19 protein-coding genes and 1 tRNA gene are annotated in these 19,349 nt (G+C 45.0%); 8 read left to right on the forward strand and 12 right to left on the reverse strand.

The annotated features are described in order from the left end of the window. Positions 1 to 21: 21 nt before the first annotated feature. From lsa66 to LEP1GSC052_RS14455, 3 genes are read left to right on the forward strand one after another with little or no spacing between them, the layout of a single operon-like run. A complete protein-coding gene (gene lsa66 / locus LEP1GSC052_RS14445) occupies positions 22 to 1,800 on the forward strand; it encodes a fibronectin-binding adhesin Lsa66 (protein ID WP_020985957.1) in 1,779 nt (592 codons plus the stop codon). Between the two features lie 6 nt (positions 1,801 to 1,806). After that, positions 1,807 to 2,553, forward strand: coding sequence for an NRDE family protein (locus LEP1GSC052_RS14450; RefSeq protein ID WP_020986742.1), 747 nt, complete (start codon positions 1,807 to 1,809; stop codon positions 2,551 to 2,553). A gap of 8 nt (positions 2,554 to 2,561) precedes the next feature. Then, positions 2,562 to 2,942, forward strand: a complete 381-nt coding sequence (locus tag LEP1GSC052_RS14455; RefSeq protein WP_010573543.1) for a PilZ domain-containing protein — start codon at positions 2,562 to 2,564, stop codon at positions 2,940 to 2,942. A 2-nt stretch (positions 2,943 to 2,944) separates the two neighbouring features. Here LEP1GSC052_RS14455 and LEP1GSC052_RS14460 read toward each other — a convergent pair whose 3' ends face one another. The 3 genes from LEP1GSC052_RS14460 to LEP1GSC052_RS14475 form a co-directional block, all read right to left on the reverse strand. Continuing rightward, on the reverse strand, positions 2,945 to 3,481 hold the full coding sequence (locus tag LEP1GSC052_RS14460; protein WP_010573542.1) for a hypothetical protein: 537 nt from the start codon (positions 3,479 to 3,481) through the stop codon (positions 2,945 to 2,947). A 692-nt stretch (positions 3,482 to 4,173) separates the two neighbouring features. Beyond that, on the reverse strand, positions 4,174 to 4,518 hold the full coding sequence (locus LEP1GSC052_RS14470; protein WP_040913050.1) for an LIC10260 family lipoprotein: 345 nt from the start codon (positions 4,516 to 4,518) through the stop codon (positions 4,174 to 4,176). Continuing rightward, on the reverse strand, positions 4,515 to 4,823 hold the full coding sequence (locus tag LEP1GSC052_RS14475) for a hypothetical protein (protein ID WP_040913605.1): 309 nt from the start codon (positions 4,821 to 4,823) through the stop codon (positions 4,515 to 4,517). Before LEP1GSC052_RS14475 ends, LEP1GSC052_RS14470 begins: the two co-directional genes overlap by 4 nt. Positions 4,824 to 5,213: 390 nt before the next feature. Between LEP1GSC052_RS14475 and LEP1GSC052_RS14480 the strand changes: the two genes are divergently transcribed. The 5 genes from LEP1GSC052_RS14480 to LEP1GSC052_RS14500 all read left to right on the forward strand — a co-directional run bounded on the left by LEP1GSC052_RS14480 (position 5,214) and on the right by LEP1GSC052_RS14500 (position 10,627). Beyond that, positions 5,214 to 6,023, forward strand: coding sequence for an adhesin OmpL37 family surface protein (locus LEP1GSC052_RS14480; protein WP_020985977.1), 810 nt, complete (start codon positions 5,214 to 5,216; stop codon positions 6,021 to 6,023). Between the two features lie 76 nt (positions 6,024 to 6,099). After that, complete coding sequence (locus tag LEP1GSC052_RS14485) at positions 6,100 to 8,148, forward strand: DUF4178 domain-containing protein (RefSeq protein ID WP_010573538.1); 2,049 nt, start codon at positions 6,100 to 6,102, stop codon at positions 8,146 to 8,148. Positions 8,149 to 8,163: 15 nt separating this feature from the next. Next, positions 8,164 to 8,358, forward strand: a complete 195-nt coding sequence (locus tag LEP1GSC052_RS14490) for a DUF4806 domain-containing protein (RefSeq protein WP_010573537.1) — start codon at positions 8,164 to 8,166, stop codon at positions 8,356 to 8,358. 6 nt (positions 8,359 to 8,364) lie between these two features. Further along, positions 8,365 to 9,861 carry a polyamine aminopropyltransferase gene (locus tag LEP1GSC052_RS14495; RefSeq protein ID WP_010573536.1) on the forward strand — a complete coding sequence of 499 codons (1,497 nt, stop codon included), beginning with the start codon at positions 8,365 to 8,367 and terminating at the stop codon, positions 9,859 to 9,861. Between the two features lie 376 nt (positions 9,862 to 10,237). Then, positions 10,238 to 10,627 (forward strand): hypothetical protein, encoded by a 390-nt coding sequence (locus LEP1GSC052_RS14500; RefSeq protein WP_040913606.1) that lies wholly within the window; start codon positions 10,238 to 10,240, stop codon positions 10,625 to 10,627. A gap of 13 nt (positions 10,628 to 10,640) precedes the next feature. Here LEP1GSC052_RS14500 and LEP1GSC052_RS14505 read toward each other — a convergent pair whose 3' ends face one another. The 9 genes from LEP1GSC052_RS14505 to LEP1GSC052_RS14545 all read right to left on the reverse strand — a co-directional run bounded on the left by LEP1GSC052_RS14505 (position 10,641) and on the right by LEP1GSC052_RS14545 (position 19,311). Beyond that, entirely contained in the window at positions 10,641 to 12,770 is a 2,130-nt protein-coding gene (locus tag LEP1GSC052_RS14505) for a 7TM diverse intracellular signaling domain-containing protein (RefSeq protein WP_010573534.1), read from the reverse strand. After that, positions 12,767 to 13,237: an EVE domain-containing protein gene (locus LEP1GSC052_RS14510; RefSeq protein ID WP_010573533.1), complete on the reverse strand. Its 471-nt coding sequence runs from the start codon at positions 13,235 to 13,237 to the stop codon at positions 12,767 to 12,769. The genes LEP1GSC052_RS14505 and LEP1GSC052_RS14510 overlap by 4 nt, the downstream gene beginning before the upstream one ends. After that, on the reverse strand, positions 13,234 to 15,201 hold the full coding sequence (gene ftsH / locus LEP1GSC052_RS14515) for an ATP-dependent zinc metalloprotease FtsH (RefSeq protein ID WP_010573532.1): 1,968 nt from the start codon (positions 15,199 to 15,201) through the stop codon (positions 13,234 to 13,236). The genes LEP1GSC052_RS14510 and ftsH overlap by 4 nt, the downstream gene beginning before the upstream one ends. Before the next feature lie 157 nt (positions 15,202 to 15,358). Then, positions 15,359 to 15,922, reverse strand: a complete 564-nt coding sequence (gene pth, locus LEP1GSC052_RS14520; protein WP_010573531.1) for an aminoacyl-tRNA hydrolase — start codon at positions 15,920 to 15,922, stop codon at positions 15,359 to 15,361. Positions 15,923 to 15,970: 48 nt separating this feature from the next. Beyond that, a complete protein-coding gene (locus LEP1GSC052_RS14525) occupies positions 15,971 to 16,603 on the reverse strand; it encodes a 50S ribosomal protein L25/general stress protein Ctc (RefSeq protein ID WP_010573530.1) in 633 nt (210 codons plus the stop codon). A 15-nt stretch (positions 16,604 to 16,618) separates the two neighbouring features. Beyond that, the gene (locus tag LEP1GSC052_RS14530) at positions 16,619 to 17,557 is read right to left on the reverse strand and encodes a ribose-phosphate diphosphokinase (RefSeq protein WP_010573529.1); all 939 of its coding nucleotides are present in this window, start codon (positions 17,555 to 17,557) and stop codon (positions 16,619 to 16,621) included. Further along, positions 17,554 to 18,312, reverse strand: a complete 759-nt coding sequence (locus tag LEP1GSC052_RS14535) for a sugar phosphate nucleotidyltransferase (protein ID WP_084492239.1) — start codon at positions 18,310 to 18,312, stop codon at positions 17,554 to 17,556. Before LEP1GSC052_RS14535 ends, LEP1GSC052_RS14530 begins: the two co-directional genes overlap by 4 nt. A gap of 25 nt (positions 18,313 to 18,337) precedes the next feature. Continuing rightward, positions 18,338 to 18,413, reverse strand: a tRNA-Gln gene (locus LEP1GSC052_RS14540). A 4-nt stretch (positions 18,414 to 18,417) separates the two neighbouring features. Continuing rightward, positions 18,418 to 19,311, reverse strand: a complete 894-nt coding sequence (locus tag LEP1GSC052_RS14545; RefSeq protein WP_010573527.1) for a 4-(cytidine 5'-diphospho)-2-C-methyl-D-erythritol kinase — start codon at positions 19,309 to 19,311, stop codon at positions 18,418 to 18,420. Between the last annotated feature and the right edge of the window lie 38 nt (positions 19,312 to 19,349).

The following is a 19,349-nucleotide window of genomic DNA, read 5'->3' on the forward strand; positions in this document are numbered from 1 at the left end:
TACCAAATAAGAATGTACTGTATGCGGAGCGGAATTCGTTTAACAAGTACGTCCTTTTTTCTTCTTATCTTTCTGTCCGTTCCTCTCTTCGCGGATTCATTTTTAAAAACGAACACGGATACTTTTTCTCCGAACTGGGACGGAAAAAACGACGTGCTCGAATTTAAGATTTCCAAAACCGCGCTTCCCCGTCTCGCGGATTGGGAACTCGTGATTAAAAACTCGAACGACGATATCGTAAAAACTTTCCGAGCCGATCATAGACGCAAAAAGGGATTCTCTCTCGTCCCGTTTTTACAGGACGATACGAAATTATCTCCTTTGGAAATCGTAATCCCCGAATCGATCCTCTGGTCCGGAGACGATTCCAAGGGATTCTTACTTCCCGACGGAGAATACAAATACAGACTGAGGTTCGTCACCGAGAATAAGGAGAATCTTTTGTCCGAGGAGAAGAGCGTCTTCTTGGATTCAAGACCTCCGAGTTCCGAAATCGGCGCAAAGACAAGAGTTCTGTTCTCGAACGGAGATAGAAACTCTTCGAGGATCAACGTTTCCCAAAAGGTTTCGGGAGAATCTTCGGATCTATTTACCGGAGAATTCGTGGACGCAGAAGGAAGAATCGTTAAGTCCTATTCCTGGAAACTCAAGGACGTTCCTTACGTTTTGAGTTGGGATGGAACAGATTTTTCTAATAAACCTTTGTCTAATGGACTTTACACCTATCGTTTGATCGGAATCGATAAGGGAAAAAACGAATCGATCTCCGTATTAAACGATCTTACCGTTCGCAACGAAACGATCGGAGTGGATCTTTTTTCTGATTCTAAACTTTATTCTTATTCGGCGGGAAGCCTGCGAAACTTTGCGCGGTTTTCTCCGTATATTTCCCCTAAGATCAAAACCGATTCTTACGAAATCGAAATCTTTCAGAAAAAAGGCGCGGAAGAAAAAAGCGTCTATCGTTTGCGGGATACGGGAGAACCGAACGCGGAATGGAAATGGGATTTGAGAAATCAAACCGGAGATTTCGTTTCCGAAGGAATCTACTTCTATCGCCTAACGGTGCATAGTCGATACGAACGATATCAGTCCGTTCCTTCCTCGTTCGAAATCACGAAAGAATCCTTCGGTCTCGATTTGTCAGTTTCCACAAAGGAATTTTCTCCGGACAACGACGGCAAAAACGATCTATTAAAAATCTACCTGGATCATAGCGGAATTCCGCTCCAATCCTGGGAAGTAACGTTATACGAAATTCCTCCTTACACTTCGATCAAACGAAAAATCAAAACGTGGTCGGGCGAAGGCCAACCTTGTCCGGAAATTCTTTGGGAGGGTTTGGACGAGTCCGGCGTTCGAGTGGGTTCCTTGAGCGAATTTTACTTTGAATGGAAATACGCCGATACGTTCGGAAGAGAGTCTAACGGAAAAGGAGCCGAATTCAAAACCGGAATCCTAATTGTGGAGGAGGACAACTCTTTGAGAATTTCCATTCCCGAATCGCAGGTCGAAGCGAGATGGTGGAGTCTTCCCGGAAAGATCCGCTCCGTGTTAAACGAATTCCCCGGATATAAGATCGAATTACAATCTCATTCGTCCCACCAAGGGGACGAGGAAGTCAATCAGGTCGGAACCGAAGACAGGGCCAGAACCGCGTTCGAATATTTTTTTTCCAAGACTGCCCCCTTCGGAAGAATGCGTTTCCGAGGTTACGGAGAAACACTCCCTCTGGTTCCGGGTTCGGGTAAATACGAGGCGGATAAAAATCAAAGAATCGATTTTTATCTTTCTCCTTGATACGTTATGTGCACCGCAATCATCTACAGAGACCCGAGCAGAAAGATCGTAGGTTTGGGATTCAATCGGGACGAATCCGTTAAAAGAAAACCGGCGGTTTCCCCGGTGAAAATCGGAAACGGACCTACGTTCGCAATTGCCCCGTTAGACGGCGATTACGGCGGAACCTGGATCGGCGCCAATTCTTCCGGTGAAATTTTTTGCCTTTTGAATTTCTACGAGGCCACTCTGAAACTTTTAAGAAATCCCACGAGCAGAGGGCTTCTCGTACGTTCCTGTTTGTTAAGCGAAGTCAAACCGCAAGAACTGGAAGCCAAGGATCTGGAGAATTTTTATCCGTTCAAACTCGTAAAAATCACCTTGGACAAAACGGACATCTTCGTCTGGGACGGAAAAGAACTCTCCACAACTTCCTACGCAGATACGTTTCAAATTCTCGGAAGCTCGTTTACGCAAGGTCCGAAGGCTCAGGTTTCCAGAGAACAGGTCTTTCAAGCGGAGTATCTTCCGAAAATTCTTCCGGACTCGAAGGAATTTCTGGCCTTGTCCAAAAATTTTCTAACCTCTCATCTTCCCGAAAAAGGCGCACTCTCGCCTTGTATGCACAGAAGGGACGCACATACGGTTTCCAAAACGGAGATCGTTCTCCAAGAGAATGAGTTGACTCTCACATACCAGGAAGGACAACCTTGTGAATCTCCGGATCCGAAGGTTTTCAATTTGACTTTGACGGAATTTTCGGTATTCGAATAGTATAACTTATGGCTGACACGAAGTCCTTATTCAACGATTCATTTGAGTACAGAGATCCCGCTCTTCAAAAAAGAAAAAATGCTCGGGTGAAAGTGACTTTGGACGCGGAGATGTCGATCAAAGGAAAACAGGAAAGACATCCAGTCACCATTCTCGACATAGGAACTGGCGGCGTTGCGTTGGATTCAAGAATGACGATGTTCGAAGGGGACCGTATTCATCTTCACGCGAGAATCAACGGAAAGGAACTGACCCTCGAAGCGGAAATCATTCGTTCCTCCGGAAAAAAAATGAACAGCATCTTCGTAAACATCGCGGACGAACACAAGAACGAAATCCAAGAACTCATTCATAAAAAGTTTTTCGAAAAAGATAAAAAACTGAGCTGAGTCTATGGAACCGATTCGATGATTTGATAGGTAGCATTCGCGCTTCTACAAAAACTCGGCATACATACAAACTTAATTCCGGCTGGATAACCCGTCAATGTCTCCGGATACGTCTTCGTCAAATACGAACTAGCGACAGCCCCGAGCATTCTTCCTGACGCGGCCGTTGTGTCGCTGTAGACATACCAAGAGAATCCATCGACAATCTCGCGATCCGAGCATTTACAGCGTAGATCGGTCCCTACGCTTACGGTAGTTGTATTGATCAAGGCATTGGCGTTCACGTCAAAAATTTGATTTCCGGTCCCGGGAACATAACAGGTCGCAAACGAGGATTGCAATTCTCCGTTGCCGGTGCAACGAAACGGTGTAGTGGTGCGAGAATTGGAAGCAGAGCCCAACACGAGAAAAATTAAGCTGTCTTTAAGATCAAGGTCCGGTTTCGGAGGTTGAGAATACGGATTTTGAAGAGGAATATTTTCGCAATCCATCATCAACAAACAAAATATTACACAGACGATTCCGCTTTTAAATTCCATATCTCCTCCCGGTAGAAATCATATTTTAATTTTAGAATATACAATATTCATGGAATCGAATCGATCTTTTGAAACCCTCGAAAACTATATGACGCTTCAGGTACACACGCATAAGATCTTCCGGCAGGATAGTTTATCAAACGAATCGGAAAATAACTGAGAAAATCCGAAGTCACAGCCGACAAAGCTTGTTTAAGTTCGACCTTGTTTGGATCGTAATCATACCAAGATCCTGGGCCTTCGTCTTCGGAGACACATTTTAAAGGTGTACCTGCGGTGATCGTAGAATTGGAAACGGGGACCCCGCTATTACCATTCAGGATCATCTTAGTTCCCACCGGATGAAAACATTCGAGATTTCCACCGATTCGAATCGCTCCCGGAGTGTCACAAAAAGCTTGGCGTTGAATCGTATTCGCAAGCACAACAAGACTATCCGAGTCGCTTGAATCTGTTTTTGGTACACAAACTAGAACAAACCAAACCGAGATGAAAATTACAAGCGAATGGACCCTATTCATTTTTTGGATCATATCCGAACGGAGTTCGAAAGCAAACTAAAACTGAAAAATTTGAAATAAAAACGAAAAACCGAGAAAAAATTTTTTCGATTTTCTGCAGAAAATGAAACACAATGGAACTTTAATATACCAATTCTGGTCTCGGCATATCCAAACCAAAAGCAAAACCGCTTACGGAACCTCGTTTCCTTCCACAACGACCGCTTCTCCTCCAAAACACAAGATCGGAAACAAAGGAATCAAACAAAAAGGCGCTCTCATCCGAACGTCCGCGTTTCTTAAAATCGGACTTCCACTTTCCGCCTCCGCTTGTTTTAGATAAGAATGGAGCCCGACGGGTTTAAGATAAAAAATTCCGAATCTGATTTTCCAAAAGTTCGTCGGCTTGGAGATCGTCGTATCGATTTTGTCCTTCGGCTTCTCCAAAGATAGATACGAAATTTTTTTCGGCGGAGAAGAACAGCCGATCAACGTCCACACGCACAAAAAAAGTATAATGAGCGGTTTTGATTTCATTTTTCCTCCTCGGTTTTGATTTGATCGCTGTTCCAGGCGAATCCTTTGATCTTGATACAATTCAAAGGAGGAAACATTCCGGTCGTATGGGTCACTTCCGCGTTTAAGATCGTATCGTATTTCCGTTCCGTTTGAATCAAAGCGTTTTCAAACGCCTTGGCAAGACTGAAGGAGATTCCGCAATCCTTCCCTTCCGAAATTTCCCCTCTCAACGTTCGGATATCTTCCGGAATTTTCTTTCCTTTCAGATTTCCGTAAGAAAGAAGATAAACGTTTTCGGTCGTGGAACAGGCCGTGATCCACATCGATATAAGAATGAATCCGAAAAATTCTTTCGTAAAAGAATTTCGGCGATCCGTATTTTTCATCGTTCCTCGCAGTTCGTCTTTTTAAACTACAAAAAGAACGCCCGAATTTGCAAATGCATTCCGGATTTCAGGAACAATTCTTACTAAAACATTCAATTTTTAGAATATATTAAAATTCTGTTTTTATATCGGAGGCGGTCGCAAATTCGCGTTAAAAAGAATTCCGATTATAATTCCAAGAACACCGCAAACGACCTTTCAGAAATCCGCCGCGAAGGACTCTCTTCAATTTGTAAGATGACTTGCGGACATAATTTCAAAAAAAGGGAACTTTCTATTATTTCCGATCCGATTGAATTCCGAACTTGGATTTCCCGAAAATAAAGTATGAGAGCCGTGTTCGGAACCGTAATCCTTTTTGTTTTAACGATTCCATTCTCCGTTTTTGCGGATTATGCGAGCAACGGCGCCACGCACCTCGTTCGAGTCGAAAGAGGATTAAAGACGAACGAGTTTCTCATCAAGGCCTTGAACAGTTCGATTTCGAACATAGGTTCCGAAGTGGACAAGGCTCTTTATAAAAGAATCATCCAACATCACGTGGAAACCAATCAGCTGTATTTTCAGTTCGATCTCGAAAAATCCTATTCCGAACTCAAACGCACTCAGGATCTGCTCGTGATTCTTTATTCCAGTTTGATCGAAGCGAGCAAAAAAACCATTCGAGGAGAATTGAATTCCCTCGGCTACAAAGCAATTCGAGGAACGGACGCAAGACCGAAAAAACATCTCGAGATGGGCTATCGGGAATTGGCTTCCGCCGAACAAAAAAAAGTGATCGCGGACAATTCAAGACCGTATCTTCAACCGATCAAATTGGAACTGCTTTACGAATCCTTAAAGTTGCTCAAACAATCCCGTAAGTACGTCATTCTTCTTTCCATGGAATATCTTTCCGATTTTCCGCCCGATCCGGAAAGCGAGGATTTTTTCGGAATATTAAGCGAAATCAATCGGGCCATGTTCTCCCGTAAGGACGAGTTCGCGAGAATCCATTTCGACAATCATTTCCATACCTATTCCGGAGAAAATCTCTACGACACGTATTGGCAAGACCCGGCCTTGGAAGAATTGGAAAAACCGCTCGGCGACATCGACGCGGCGTATCTCCGCGCGAGAAGACAAGCCAAACGTTGAACCGAAATCCTTTTTTCGAAAATCGATTTCGAAATTCAGGTGACAAAGAATTCTTCCCTAGATACAACCGATCCTTGTGTTAGAACTGAGTTGTCCCAACTGCGGAGCGCCCGTACCGTTTCAGAGTAAGGCTTCGATTTACGGAGTCTGCCCGAATTGTAAAACTCTGACCCTCCAAAAAAATCAATCCCTCGAAAGTTTAGGCAAGGCCGGAGAGCTTGTTCCCGATCTTTCTCCGATTCAAATCGGAACCTCCGGTAAAACCAAGGACGGGATTCAGTTTCAAGTCGTGGGAAGAATTCAACAGCAGTACAGCCTCGGAACTTGGAACGAATGGCACGCGATTTCCCAAGACGGAAATTCCATTTGGCTCGCGGAAGCTCAAGGACAATTTATGATCACACAACTTCGTCCCACTTCTCAAAACGAAGTTTTTCCGGAACACGATTCGATTCAGAATACGGAAACTCCTCCGGACGTTTATTTTATCACTTCCAAAACCTCCAAACAACTCCTCCATGCGGGAGACACTCTCAAACTCGACAACGAACTCTGGATGATCCGGGAAATCGGTCTCGCGACCTGCGTCGGCGGCGAGGGAGAATTGCCCGTGGGATTTCAAACGGGAACCACTTCCGTTCTTTTGGATTTGGCGACCGATCAGGGCTGGTTTGCTACATTAGATTATTCTCATACGCCTCCCTTGTATTTCAAGGGAATGATTTACAACTTCGATCAGATCGACTTCATCAATCTGAGAGATCCGAAGGCATTTACGGGTTTTCAAAAACTGAAAGAAGCGAAGGCGATCCAGTGTTTGGGATGCGGCGCATCTTTGAGTCAAAGAAGTCCGGACTTTTCGAAGTCGATCGCCTGCGAATATTGCGGAACCGTGATGGACACGAGCAAGGACGAACTCACCATTCTTTCCAAGTTCGAAGAAGTCATGAAAGACAACGTGTATCTACAACCGGGAACCAAACTCACTCTCAAAGGAAAAGAATGCGAGGTTCTTGGAGTGGTTAAAAAATCCGTTCACGCGGATGGACAAATTTTTCCTTGGACCGAATACCTTCTTCATTTCACCGGCGGTTACTATTGGTTGAACGAAACGAACGGACATTGGACCGTTTTCGAACCGGTTCCGTTTATTCCGAGAACGGTCATCGGTTCTTATCCGCCGAAAAAGAACTTTCAAAAAGAAGAATACAAACTATTCAATTCTTCGAATGCGGGAACCGACTTCGCGTACGGAGAATTCTATTATAAGATCCACGCAGGCGACACTGCGGAACTCGCGGATTTTATCGCTCCTCCTAAAATGCTTTCTTCGGAAAAAACTCCGAACGAACTTTTTTGGTCCGTGGGAGAATACGTTCCCGTCGACGAACTCAAGAAATCCATCCAAGGCGAAGTGGAACTTCCGACTCCCGAAGGAATCGGAGCCGCACAACCGAATCCTTTTACGAAGATCCGAAAACGAAACGTAAGAATCGCGACTTGGTTATCGGCTATCATGCTCTTCGTTCAAATCGGTTTTTGTTGGACCGCGCAAGACAAGGAAGTATTCACGAAAGAATTCTCCTATGTGAGAGATCCCGCTCCGGGCGGAACGACGGATTCTTCTTTCGTAACGGAAACGTTTCTTTTGGACGGTGGAGACAGACAGAACGTTCAGATCAAAATAACCGTTCCGGATCTTTCCAATCATTACATCTATTATTCTTTGGCGTTGATCAACACGAAGACGGACATCGCATACGATACCGGTTTGGAAATCAGTTATTACCAAGGTTACGAAGACGGTGAAAGTTGGTCCGAAGGGGACAAATCCGCGGACGTCATCATCGGCGAGGTTCCCGCAGGAGAATATTATCTCAGACTCGAATCCGAATCCGATTTTCCTCAAGGAAGTGGAGCGAACGTTTCCTTGTCGATCAAAAGGGACGTGGATCAGTCCGTTTATTATTTTCTTTTTTTACTCGCGATTTGGCTGCCTGTTCCTTATTCCCTTTTTAGAAGTTATTCCTTCGAGGCTTCGAGAAACGAAAACAGCGATTTCGCTCCGACGAGTTCGAGCGACGACTCGGATTACGACGACGATTCTTCGTATAACGACGATTAAAATTAGGAGATTAGAATGAACTATATTAAACAATTATTATATCCCGCGTATGTTCTCTGGCTTACGGGTTATCTTACCTACAACAACTTTTACGGCGGAGGTTCGAGCAACGTGGACGAGATCGAAAACGTTCCTAAAACCGTCCGCGAAAACCCGGGAGTTTATCGGGCGCACTACACGAACTTTATGAGATATTCCGGGGGAAAATAAAACCGTTTGCAGACCGCGCTTTATATATCCGTTCTCATCATCTCTTCCTGCGGCCTTGTTTACGAACTTTTGGCCGGAACCATCGCCTCCTATCTTCTTGGAGAAACCGTAACTCAGTTTTCCCTCATCATCGGAACGTATCTGTTTTCGATGGGAGTCGGTTCGTGGTTGTCCAAGTACGTGGAAAAGGATCTCGTTCCCAAGTTTTTGGAAATCGAATTGGCGATCGGACTTGTGGGCGGTTTTAGCTCCGCGATTTTATATCTGAGCTTCGGGCAGATTCGGTATTTTCAAATTCCTTTGTTTTTACTCGTGGTTCTGATCGGAATATTGGTCGGTCTTGAAATTCCGGTTCTGCTTCGGATTTTAAAGAAGGAACTTCAATTCAAGGAATTGGTTTCCAGAGTGTTGAGTCTGGATTACGTGGGCGCTCTTCTCGCTTCCATTCTGTTTCCGATTTTTTTCGCTCCTAAGTTGGGTTTGATTCGGACTGGATTTATATTCGGAATTTTGAATGCGGGAGTCGCGCTTTGGGGAACCTGGGCTTTGCCTTTAAAACATTCGAGAATGATTTTGCTCCGCGCTCAATCCGTGATCGTGTTAACTTTTTTGATCTTGGGTTTTTCGTTTTCGGATCTGATCACGTATTACAGCGAAGAATCCTTATACACGGACGAGATCATTCTTTCCAAACAATCCCAGTTTCAAAGGATCATCGTAACCCGATGGAAGAACGAGATTCGTCTTTTTTTAAACGGACATCTTCAATTCTCCTCAAGGGACGAATATCGTTATCATGAAACGCTGGTGCATCCCGCATTGCTCGCGCATCCGGCTCCGAAACGAGTGTTGGTATTGGGCGGAGGAGACGGACTTGCCGTTCGCGAAATTTTAAAACACAAAGGGGTCGAATCGATCACATTGGTCGACCTCGATCCGGCGATCACGAATTTATTTACCGATCACGGAATGTTGAAGGAACTCAACGACGAAAGTTTAAAAAATTCTAAAGTGAAGGTGATCAACACGGACGCTTTTGTTTGGCTTGAGAATTCCGAGGAAGTTTTCGACGCGGTCATCATAGACTTTCCCGATCCGAGCAACTTTTCATTAGGAAAACTTTATACAACCGCGTTTTTTCAAGTCCTAAAAAGAAGAATGAACGAAACTTCCGTTTTGGAAATTCAATCCACTTCGCCTTTGTTCGCACGTTCTTCGTATTGGTGTATCGAAAGAACGATCGCTTCGCTGGGGTTACAGACGCTTCCGATTCACGTTTACGTTCCTTCCTTTGGAGAATGGGGTTTTGTTTTAGCGGGACAAAAGCCGATTCGATTCAAAAAAGAATTTCCGGATCATCTTCGTTTTTTGAATCAACAGGAGCTCGAATCGATCCAAGTTTTTCCACAGGACATGTCGAGGATTCCCGTGGAAATCAATCGCTTGGACAATCAGGCGCTGGTTCGGTATTACGACCGAGAATGGAATCGAATTTTGGATTGAGGAAATTGTAGGAGCTCCTACAGTCCGCCGTAATACGAAAAGGCGCCCCGCCCTCGTTTTGGGTGGCGGGGTGAGGAGCGATCCATAGAGAGCGACTCACTGAGTTTGGTGGTGGGAAAGTTCGGAAATTTTTCATTAACATGGAAATCGTATTCCTTCAAGGACAATTTCTCATGTTCAAGCTTGTAGGAGTTCCTACAATTCTTTCGTAAAACGTTCTTGCAAAAAGAATTCTTGAAAAAGTGGAACCATAAATGCGAAACGAAAGTCTTATAAAGGATTCTATATCTACAAACGTTATCGAAGAAACTTTTCAAGAGCCGTGTCAAAAATCGAATTCAAACAAATACTTCAAAAATTTTCACAGAGGATTTCCATGAAAAAAACAATTTCCCTTTTTGCGATCGCAGCCGTCGCGTTCGCCGTTCTTATCAGCCTTTCCGTTTCCGCACAACCGGAGCGAAAAATCGAATCTACGGTTCACGACTTTATGGAAGACTATGCAAAAGCGGCGATGAAAGCGGCAAAAAAAGGAAAACCGGAATACATCGAAAAGATATTAACCGAACTTCCGAACTTCGCACTCGACGAACAAAAAGCGAAGTGGACCGAAATCTCTCAAGAAGCGTTGAAGACGAAGGACTACGAACAATCCTGCAAATCCTGTCATAAGGAATTTAAGAAAGAATACAAAAAGACTTACAGAAAAAGACCGATCCAGGTTTCACCCGAGTTGATTGCGTATCTAAAGGATCTTAAAAAATAAGGATCTACCGGATTCAACTACCAGTTTTAGAAATTTCTTGATAGGGAGGAACGATCGTTTCTCCCAAATCCTTTTCCGTCTTACCGTTCAAATCCAAAATCAAAAGAGTGATATCGTCCTCGAACTGATCCCCTCTTCCCGACCAATTTCTCACCGTATCGAAAACGATCTGATTCAAAACCCCGCCCTGAATTTCGGAATGCGACTTTAAAAGATCGTAAAACTTCTGATAACCGAACATCTGACCGAATTTGTTTCGAGCCTCGGTGACGCCGTCCGTAAACAGAACGACCCGATCGTTCCTCTTAATCGGAATGATCAACTGACCGTTTTTAAGATTTCCGTCCAAGCCCATGATCCAACCGGGCAAAAAGATCTCTCTAAATTCTCCCTTGGTATGATTGAGAATGGCTATCGGCGGATGTCCCGCGTTCGAATACGTTATGATACCTTTGTTGATGTCGATGATCAGATAAGCGGCCGTGATAAAATGTTTTCCGTATTTTCCCATCAATGCGCGGTTAACGTTCTTTAGCAGATCCGCCGGCTCGACCGCTTTTCGAACCTCGATCGAAAACGCGAGTTTGACCATGGACGCGATGATCGCCGCGGGAATCCCGTGACCGGAAACGTCGCTGATAAAAACGCCGAGTCTTCCGTCTCCGTAATCGTGGAAATCGTAAAAGTCTCCGCCCACCGAACTAGCGCATTCCATCTTAACCGAAAGTTCGATTCCTTCCAGTTTCGGAAGTTTATCGGGGAGAATGGATTCTTGAAGTTCCCTCGCGATCTTGAGTTCCTGTTCGAGTTCGGAAAGTTTGATCTGATTTTCGTACGCGTCGATGCTCGTCCGTAAACTTTCTGCTTGTAAGGATTTGAACCGATCCGCAAGCGCAAACGACAACAAAGTCATCTCCAACAAGGAACCGATCAAAGACCCCCAGTTGGTGAAAAGATTACTCGGAAGAATCGAAAGGTTCCGCAAAACCGTGACCATGATAAAAATAACGAGTACCGACCAAGCCATTAAAAAGAATCGAGCCGGTCTATAACCCTGGCGATAACGATCGATTCCCGCGTAGATAACGATCACGGATGCGAGAATCGGAAAGTATGTCAAAGCCTGCATATTCCAAAAATAGAATATTGGAAAAAAAGAAAGAACGATTCCCACGACGCCCGGAATCATAAACAAAACGAGAATCCGATCCAGAATCTTGGTCTTCCGGTCCGTATGGAGAAAGGACCTGGTAAACTGGATCGAAAAAACGATCGCGAGATACGCAAACGAAACCAAAAAATCGTTCCAGGTTTTCAAAGCGTCCGAAAAGAGATATTGGTTTCCGACTCCGGTTACGGATAACTGCCATAAGGTGAAGGACAAAAGATAAAGGACGTAAAAAAGATAACCGGCTTCCTTAACGGTGGACAAAACGAAACCGTTGTACACGAGCATCACGAGAATCGCGCCGAAAAACAATCCGAACAATATGTTCTGAATCTGAACGTTGATTATGAATTCGTAAACGCTCCAAGCCTTGAAGTTTAGGATCAAGGATCGTCTTGTTGCGACGCGGATCAGATATTCGTCCGTCGCCGAGTTTTTGGAAACGAGACGATAAACCGGATGAAAATAACGAACGCTCTGATCTTTTTTGATTTCTTCGTAGCGGATCGGAAACCCGGAGATTTTTTTATAAACGGTAAATTCTTCCGAAGCGGGATTGGCCAATTCCAAAAACCAAGGATGAGAACCGAACTCGTGGTTTTGATAACGGGTTTTAAAACGAACCCAAAACACGGAACGGGTATAACCTTTGGAAAGACTGTCCTTTCCGAATTTTTGCCAATCCGGATTGAAATTCAGATCGGAAAAATTCTCGATCCGAATTTGAGCATTCGAATCTTCTAATATTTGAAGATTCTTCCCCAAATATTTTCCTTTCATGTCTCCCGAAAGGGAAAATACGAATTCTTCCGTTAAAGAAGGAGAAGAAGCGGAGACGGAGGGCGAAGAGGAAGCCGACGAAGAAGACGTTTTGGTATTTGTCTGGGTTTGGGTCTGCGAAAATACGTTAGTCGAAACCGAGAAGGCGATTCCGAACGTCAAAAGAAAGGTAAAAAGCGAAACTCTAAACTTCAAAGTTTCACACCCGCAAGTCCCAGAATGTACTGAAACTCTGCGGGAGAAACCGGCTGAATCGAAAGACGCGAACCTTTCTGTAAAAGAACCATATTCTTCAGCGCTTTATGTGTTTTCATTTCTTCCATCGTGACAGGTTCTGGGAATTTCTTTTTAAATTTAATATCTACCATATACCACGTAGGATTCTCAGTCTTACTCTTCGGATCGAAGTATTTGTGAGAAGGATCGAACGCAAAATGATCCGGATAACCCGGTTTGACCACTTCCGCAATTCCAACGATGGAAAGAGGGTTCGCCCTACTGTGGTAGAAGAGAACTAAATCCCCTTTTTTAATACTGTCACGCAAGAAATTGCGGGCTTGATAATTTCTTACTCCTTCCCAAGGAGCGATGTGGGAAGGAGCCTTGTGTAAGTCGTCTATGGAGAAGACGTCGGGTTCGGTCTTAAAGAGCCAGTAATTCATTCCATTCCGGCGTTGTACGCTGGGTTCGTTTTAATACCGTTTTGCTTTTTAGACTTCACGGACTTTTCCGACTTTTTTTTTGCGCCTTCCTCGTTGGCCGGATGAACGATCGTCATCAGTTCCTCGTGAGAAATGGTTTCCTTAGCCAGAAGAGCCTTTGCAAGACCTTCGAACTTGGATGCGTTCTTACGAACCAGATCGCGTCCTTTGTTCAGACAGGTTAGAATGATTTCACGGACTTCCTTGTCGATCATCGCCGCGAATTCTTCGGAATAATATTTACTACTATGACCCATATCTCTTCCGATAAACACGTTCGCTTGATCGCCGCTGTAATTTACGGTTCCGAGTTTTTCGGACATTCCCCATTCGCAGACCATCTTACGAGCGATGTTGGACGCTTGTTGAATGTCGTTGCTGGAACCGGTGGAAGTAACTCCGAACTTAAATTCTTCCGCGATAAATCCGCCCATCGCCACTACGATTTGATCGAGCCAATAGGTTTTAGGGAGAATGTGTTTGTCCTCTTTAGGAAGGGATTGTGTAAGTCCGAGCGCGCGTCCTCTCGGAATGATCGTAACCTTGTGAACAGGTTCGGTATAAGGAAGAAGGGTTCCTAAGATCGCATGACCCGCTTCGTGATACGCGATGACTTCTTTTTCCTTTTCGGAAATGAAGAATGATTTTCTTTCAGGACCCATCATCACTTTGTCGCGCGCTTCTTCGAGTTCCTCTTGAGTCACTCTTTTCTTATTCTTACGAGCGGCAAGTAACGCACCTTCGTTGATGAGGTTCGCCAAATCCGCTCCGGTAAAACCGGGGGTTCCTCTTGCGATCGAGTGAAGAGAAATATCGCTGGTCATCGGAACTTTGCGAGAATGCACTTTGAGAATTTCTTCGCGGCCTTTGATATCCGGAAGATCCACCATTACTTGGCGATCGAAACGTCCCGGTCTGAGCAATGCAGGATCCAAAACGTCTGCGCGGTTCGTAGCCGCCATCACGATCACACCTTCGTTCTTTTCGAAGCCGTCCATCTCGACGAGCATTTGGTTGAGAGTTTGTTCTCTTTCGTCGTGTCCACCGCCGAGTCCGGCTCCTCTCAAACGACCGACCGCGTCGATCTCGTCGATAAAGATGATACAAGGAGAATTCTTCTTACCTTGATCGAAGAGGTCGCGTACTCGGGAAGCTCCCACCCCTACGAACATTTCCACGAAGTCCGATCCGGAAATGGAAAAGAATGGAACTCCCGCTTCTCCCGCAACCGCTCTTGCGAGCAAGGTCTTACCGGTTCCCGGAGGACCGACTAACAGAACACCGGTGGGAATTCTCGCGCCGATCGCATGAAACTTTTTAGGATCTTTTAAGAACTCGATTATCTCGACCAATTCTTCCTTGGCTTCCTCGCAACCAGCGACGTCTTCGAAAGTGATTTTTACTTTCGGATCGACGGTCATTTTTGCTTTGGATTTACCGAAGGAGAACGCTTTGTTTCCGGTCGATTGAATTTGCCTCATCATGATGAACCAGAAGAGACCGATTAAAATAACGATAAGAAGAATGTTGCTTCCGATGACGCTCCAGAATTTTCCTTCCTCGGCGGAGCGAGCGTCGAAGGACACGTTAGCTCTTCTTAAGGAAGCGATCAGATCCTTGTCGAGAGGAGCGACCGTGGTTCTGAATTTCACCGGCTTTGCGGTTTTGGATTCGGCGTATTCGGAGGGAATATAAAAACCTTCGATCACGTCTTTTTCGATTTGGATCTTATTGTATTTGTCGACGCTGCCCTTATACAATTTACCGAGAGGTTTTTTACCTTCCACCGGTTCGAGCATATTCAAAAAATCGGAATAGGAGATATCCTTGGTCGCGCCTGCGTTGTTTTCGTAATTGTAGGCGATGATCAAAACGACCATCATAATAATCAGGACAAAGAATACGTTTTTCAAGTTCTTGTTCATGGAGTTCTCCTGTAACTTAGACGCCTGTAAGAAACAATCAACAGGCAAGAGGTTCCTTCAGATAGGATTTCACGTTTCTTCAAAAAGGCAAGGAAGAATTGGCCGATACGGCCAAAACGAAATCGTACGAAAACGGAAATCGCGAAGATTTTTTACTTCAAAGATGATATTTTTCGATCACGTCGTCGATATCTCCGAGAGAAATCGAACGAATCGCCGCTTCCGCGTCGTTGATGATCTGAATCAGACTCAGGTTTTCCATCGGTTCGAAATCTTCCTTTAAGAAAGAATCCCGAGCCTTCAAATCGAAACCGTCGTTCCAGATTCCGATCCGAATTCGGATAAAATTCGGAGAACGAAGAGATTGGATGATGGACTTCACTCCGGGGTGATCCGTTTCTTGCGTTCCCTTATCGACTACGATTCTTCCGAGAGGAAGAGACCAGTCTTCTTGAATGACCAGAATCTCTCCCACTTGGATTTTTAGAAACGAAGCGATGTATAAAACGGATTCGCCGGATAAGTCGCTGAAAGTCTGAGGCTTTAAGAGTACAACTTCTTCCCCCTCAAAATCACCGCGACCAATCAGAGATTTCTTCTTCTTGGTCTTAATTTCAACATTGATGTTATTGGCGATAACATCTAAAATTTTGAAACCGATGTTTGAACGGTTGTTGTTGTATCTGTCCCCTGGATTCCCGAGTCCGACGATCAGCTTCATGAATACCTATCTGTTTTTATCAGATTAGACCTGATTGAAGTTCCGTTTTTATTTTTTTCCTTTCTTGCCTTTAGCGTCGTCAGCGCCTTTAGCTTCCGCTCTTTCAGCGGCAAGGAGAGCTTTCGTTTTATTCACGGAAGTCACGATCGGATCTCCGTTGATCAAAATTTCCCAGCTCGCAGGAACTTTCAACTGACTGATCTTGATCGCGTCGCCCACGTCGAGATCGGTAACGTCGATCGTAAGGTTTTCGATCAAATCTTCCGGGATCGTTTTAACGCGAATCTCGTGAATGATATGTTCGAATTGACCGCCGGTCTTGGAACCTTTCGCGATTCCGGTCGTTTCGATACCGATTTTAGTAACGATTTTTTGACCCGGAACGACTTTGTAAAAGTCCACGTGACGGATTCTATCGATCTCAGGAAATCTTTGGATTTCTTTTACGAAAACTTTTTGCGCGCCTTGGCCTTCCACGTCGAGTTCGATCAGAGTGGACTGACGGATTCCGGAATGAACCATCTTTTCAAGTTCTTTCTCGTTTACCGCGCCGGAAGTCGCAACGCCTGCGCCGATGATATTCACGGGAACCATTCCGGAGGAACGAAGACGGTTGTTTTCGTTTTTACCGGTTTCCGTTCTTTTTTTAACCGCGATTTTGTGAATTGTGCTCTGGCTCATTCTTATTACCTAACCTTAATCGAATAAAGTGCTGACTGATTGATTTGTATGAATCCTCTTGATCGCGTTGGCGAAAAGAGGAGCTACGGACAATGATTTCAATTTATGAATCTTTTTGGATTCGGGAATCGCGATCGTGTTCGCGAGAACGACTTCGGTGAAGTTAGTCGCGTTGATACGATCCACAGCCTCGCCGGAAAGAACTCCGTGAGTCGCCGCGCAATAAACCGACTTTGCTCCGTGTTTTAAAAGAGCGTCCGCGGCCTTGCAGATCGTTCCCGCAGTGTCGATCATGTCGTCGAGAAGAATACAATTCTTCCCTTCGATCTCGCCGATCACGTTCATGACTTCGGAGACGTTCGCTTTCGGTCTTCGTTTATCAATAATTGCTAATGAACCGTTTACTTTTTTACCGAAGGCTCTCGCTCTTTCCGCTCCACCCGAATCGGGAGAAACGATCACGAGGTCTTCGATCTTTTTGGTGTTGATATAATCCGCTAAAACCGGAGCGAAGTGAAGATTGTCCACGGGAACACGGAAGAATCCCTGAATCTGATCCGCATGCAAGTCCATGGTAAGAATTCTGTTCAGGCCAACGACTTCGAGCAGATCCGCGACGATTCTCGCGGAAATCGGAACGCGAGGTTCCACTTTGCGATCCTGACGTCCGTAACCGTAATAAGGAATCACTACGCTGATGCTCGAAACGGAAGCTCTACGAAGCGCGTCCATGATCAGAAGCAATTCCATCAAATGATCGTTAGCCGGAGCGGAAGTGGATTGAACGATAAACACTTCTCTTCCGCGAACGTTATCTTCCACCTTAACCGAAATTTCTCCATCGGAGAATTTCTTCAGGTTAATCTTGCCGGGTTGAATGTTGAGATGAGTACAAATTTCTTCGGCGATTTGTTTATTGGAACTTCCGGCAAATACCGCGATGTCTCCGTTCATGGATGGACGGCCTCCCCTTTGATCATTGCGGAAAGCATCTGCAGGTCTTCGGGAGAATTCACTCCGTGACTTTCGAGATGATTTTTCAGTTTCATAGCGCCGAGTTTCTTTCCTGAGTTTCTGTATAATTTCACGAGATCGGGAAGATAGTATTCTCCCTGAGCGTTGGAGTTACCGATTTGTCTGAGAGAATCGAAAAGTCCATCACCGTCGAACACATAGGTTCCGGTGTTGATTTCGTTGATGAGTTTTTCTTCCGCGTTGGAATCTTTTTCTTCCACGATAGCCGTAACGTCGCCCGAAGTGTTACGGATGATTCTTCCGTAACCGGTGGGTTTTTCCACAACTGCGGAAAGAATGGTAGCGGAGAATTCGTTTTGTTTATGTTCTTTAACTATGTTTGCGAAGGTTTCGGAAGTGATCATCGGAACGTCGCCGCAAGCAACGATTACGGAACCCTGAAAACCTTTGAGTTCCGGTTCCGCACAAAGAAGAGCGTGTGCTGTTCCGAGTTGTTCGGTTTGTTCCGCGAAGCTGATTCCGGGAATTCCGGAACAAAGCGCTTGGACTAATTCTTTTTTGTAGCCTACAACGACTACGATCCGTTCCACGCCGGATCCTTTCAGGTGATCGAGTACATGGAGAAGTAGCGGCTTGCCATTCAGCTCTACCGCAACCTTAGGCTGATCCGTCTTCATACGGGTGCCCTTCCCTGCGGCTAGTACCACAGCGACCTTATCCTGAGTAGGTTTCATCGTTTAATAAATGTCAGTAATTCACTGGCTGGGCTGCTAGGATTCGAACCTAGGAAATGGCGATACCAAAAACCGCTGCCTTACCACTTGGCGACAGCCCAGTTTCTAAAAGTTGAATCGTACGAATGTGAGATTTGGGAATTCCTGCCTCAGCCTGTGCAACAGTTCTTCTTGGATCTCAAGCCCTTGAACCAGCCCGTACATACTCGAACCCGAACCGGTCAAAGAACAATAACTGGATCCAAACTCCAGGAATCTGTCCTTGAGAACTCCCAATTCCGGATGAAGTTGGAAGGCAACCGGCTCAAAATCATTCAAGAGCCTACCCTGCAGAGCGCTCCAATCTCCGTTTTTTAGGACAGAAATCAGATTTTCCGACAGCGTATTCCCATTTTTCTGGGAGCCCCCCTCTTGTAAAGGTTTTTTCAGTAAGGAGTACATTTCCGCCGTATTCATCACCTGAGGAGTTAACGCGAGAATTCCTTGCCCCGGATGAACTTCGATTTCTTCCGAAATTTCTCCGCGTCCGGTGACGAAGGCATGACCTTCTCCTAAAAAGAACGGAACATCGGATCCGATCTGAGCCGCGAGATCGTGCATCTCATCGGAAGTAAAAAAGGAAAGCCAAGAAAAAAGAAAACTTAAGAGAGAAGCCGCGTTGGTACTCCCGCCTCCGAGTCCGCCCGCGGGAGAAATTCTTTTCTTAAGATGAATCCTGACTCCCGGAAGTTCCGGAAAAAGAGAACGCGCTTTTGTAAACGTCTTATAAAGAATATTTTTCTTGAGATCTCCGATTTCCGAAACCTGATCGTATAGTTTCCGTTTTTCTAATATGATTTCGTTTTCGGAAATCAGTTCAAAAACTCCGTTGTCGGCAGGTTCGATTTCGATATCGTCGCCCCAGGAGATTCTTAGGAAGACGCTTCGGATTTCGTGAAAACCGTCCGGTCGTTTGAACGGAATTTCGAGACCGAGATTGATCTTAGCGGGAGAAAGCAATGGATTTTTCCTATCGATTCCTTGACGGTTATTTAGAC

This window comes from Leptospira kmetyi serovar Malaysia str. Bejo-Iso9, from assembly GCF_000243735.2.
In the GTDB taxonomy this organism is placed as follows: domain Bacteria; phylum Spirochaetota; class Leptospiria; order Leptospirales; family Leptospiraceae; genus Leptospira; species Leptospira kmetyi.

What these genes read in the sequence shown, in the direction of transcription:
- lsa66 (WP_020985957.1), top strand. Translation starts at nt 22, where the DNA reads ATGCGGAGCGGAATTCGTTTAACAAGTACGTCCTTTTTTCTTCTTATC.
- LEP1GSC052_RS14450 (WP_020986742.1), top strand. Translation starts at nt 1,807, where the DNA reads ATGTGCACCGCAATCATCTACAGAGACCCGAGCAGAAAGATCGTAGGT.
- LEP1GSC052_RS14455 (WP_010573543.1), top strand. Translation starts at nt 2,562, where the DNA reads ATGGCTGACACGAAGTCCTTATTCAACGATTCATTTGAGTACAGAGAT.
- LEP1GSC052_RS14460 (WP_010573542.1), bottom strand. Translation starts at nt 3,481, where the DNA reads ATGGAATTTAAAAGCGGAATCGTCTGTGTAATATTTTGTTTGTTGATG.
- LEP1GSC052_RS14470 (WP_040913050.1), bottom strand. Translation starts at nt 4,518, where the DNA reads ATGAAATCAAAACCGCTCATTATACTTTTTTTGTGCGTGTGGACGTTG.
- LEP1GSC052_RS14475 (WP_040913605.1), bottom strand. Translation starts at nt 4,823, where the DNA reads ATGTGGATCACGGCCTGTTCCACGACCGAAAACGTTTATCTTCTTTCT.
- LEP1GSC052_RS14480 (WP_020985977.1), top strand. Translation starts at nt 5,214, where the DNA reads ATGAGAGCCGTGTTCGGAACCGTAATCCTTTTTGTTTTAACGATTCCA.
- LEP1GSC052_RS14490 (WP_010573537.1), top strand. Translation starts at nt 8,164, where the DNA reads ATGAACTATATTAAACAATTATTATATCCCGCGTATGTTCTCTGGCTT.
- LEP1GSC052_RS14500 (WP_040913606.1), top strand. Translation starts at nt 10,238, where the DNA reads ATGAAAAAAACAATTTCCCTTTTTGCGATCGCAGCCGTCGCGTTCGCC.
- LEP1GSC052_RS14510 (WP_010573533.1), bottom strand. Translation starts at nt 13,237, where the DNA reads ATGAATTACTGGCTCTTTAAGACCGAACCCGACGTCTTCTCCATAGAC.
- ftsH (WP_010573532.1), bottom strand. Translation starts at nt 15,201, where the DNA reads ATGAACAAGAACTTGAAAAACGTATTCTTTGTCCTGATTATTATGATG.
- pth (WP_010573531.1), bottom strand. Translation starts at nt 15,922, where the DNA reads ATGAAGCTGATCGTCGGACTCGGGAATCCAGGGGACAGATACAACAAC.
- LEP1GSC052_RS14525 (WP_010573530.1), bottom strand. Translation starts at nt 16,603, where the DNA reads ATGAGCCAGAGCACAATTCACAAAATCGCGGTTAAAAAAAGAACGGAA.
- LEP1GSC052_RS14530 (WP_010573529.1), bottom strand. Translation starts at nt 17,557, where the DNA reads ATGAACGGAGACATCGCGGTATTTGCCGGAAGTTCCAATAAACAAATC.
- LEP1GSC052_RS14535 (WP_084492239.1), bottom strand. Translation starts at nt 18,312, where the DNA reads ATGAAACCTACTCAGGATAAGGTCGCTGTGGTACTAGCCGCAGGGAAG.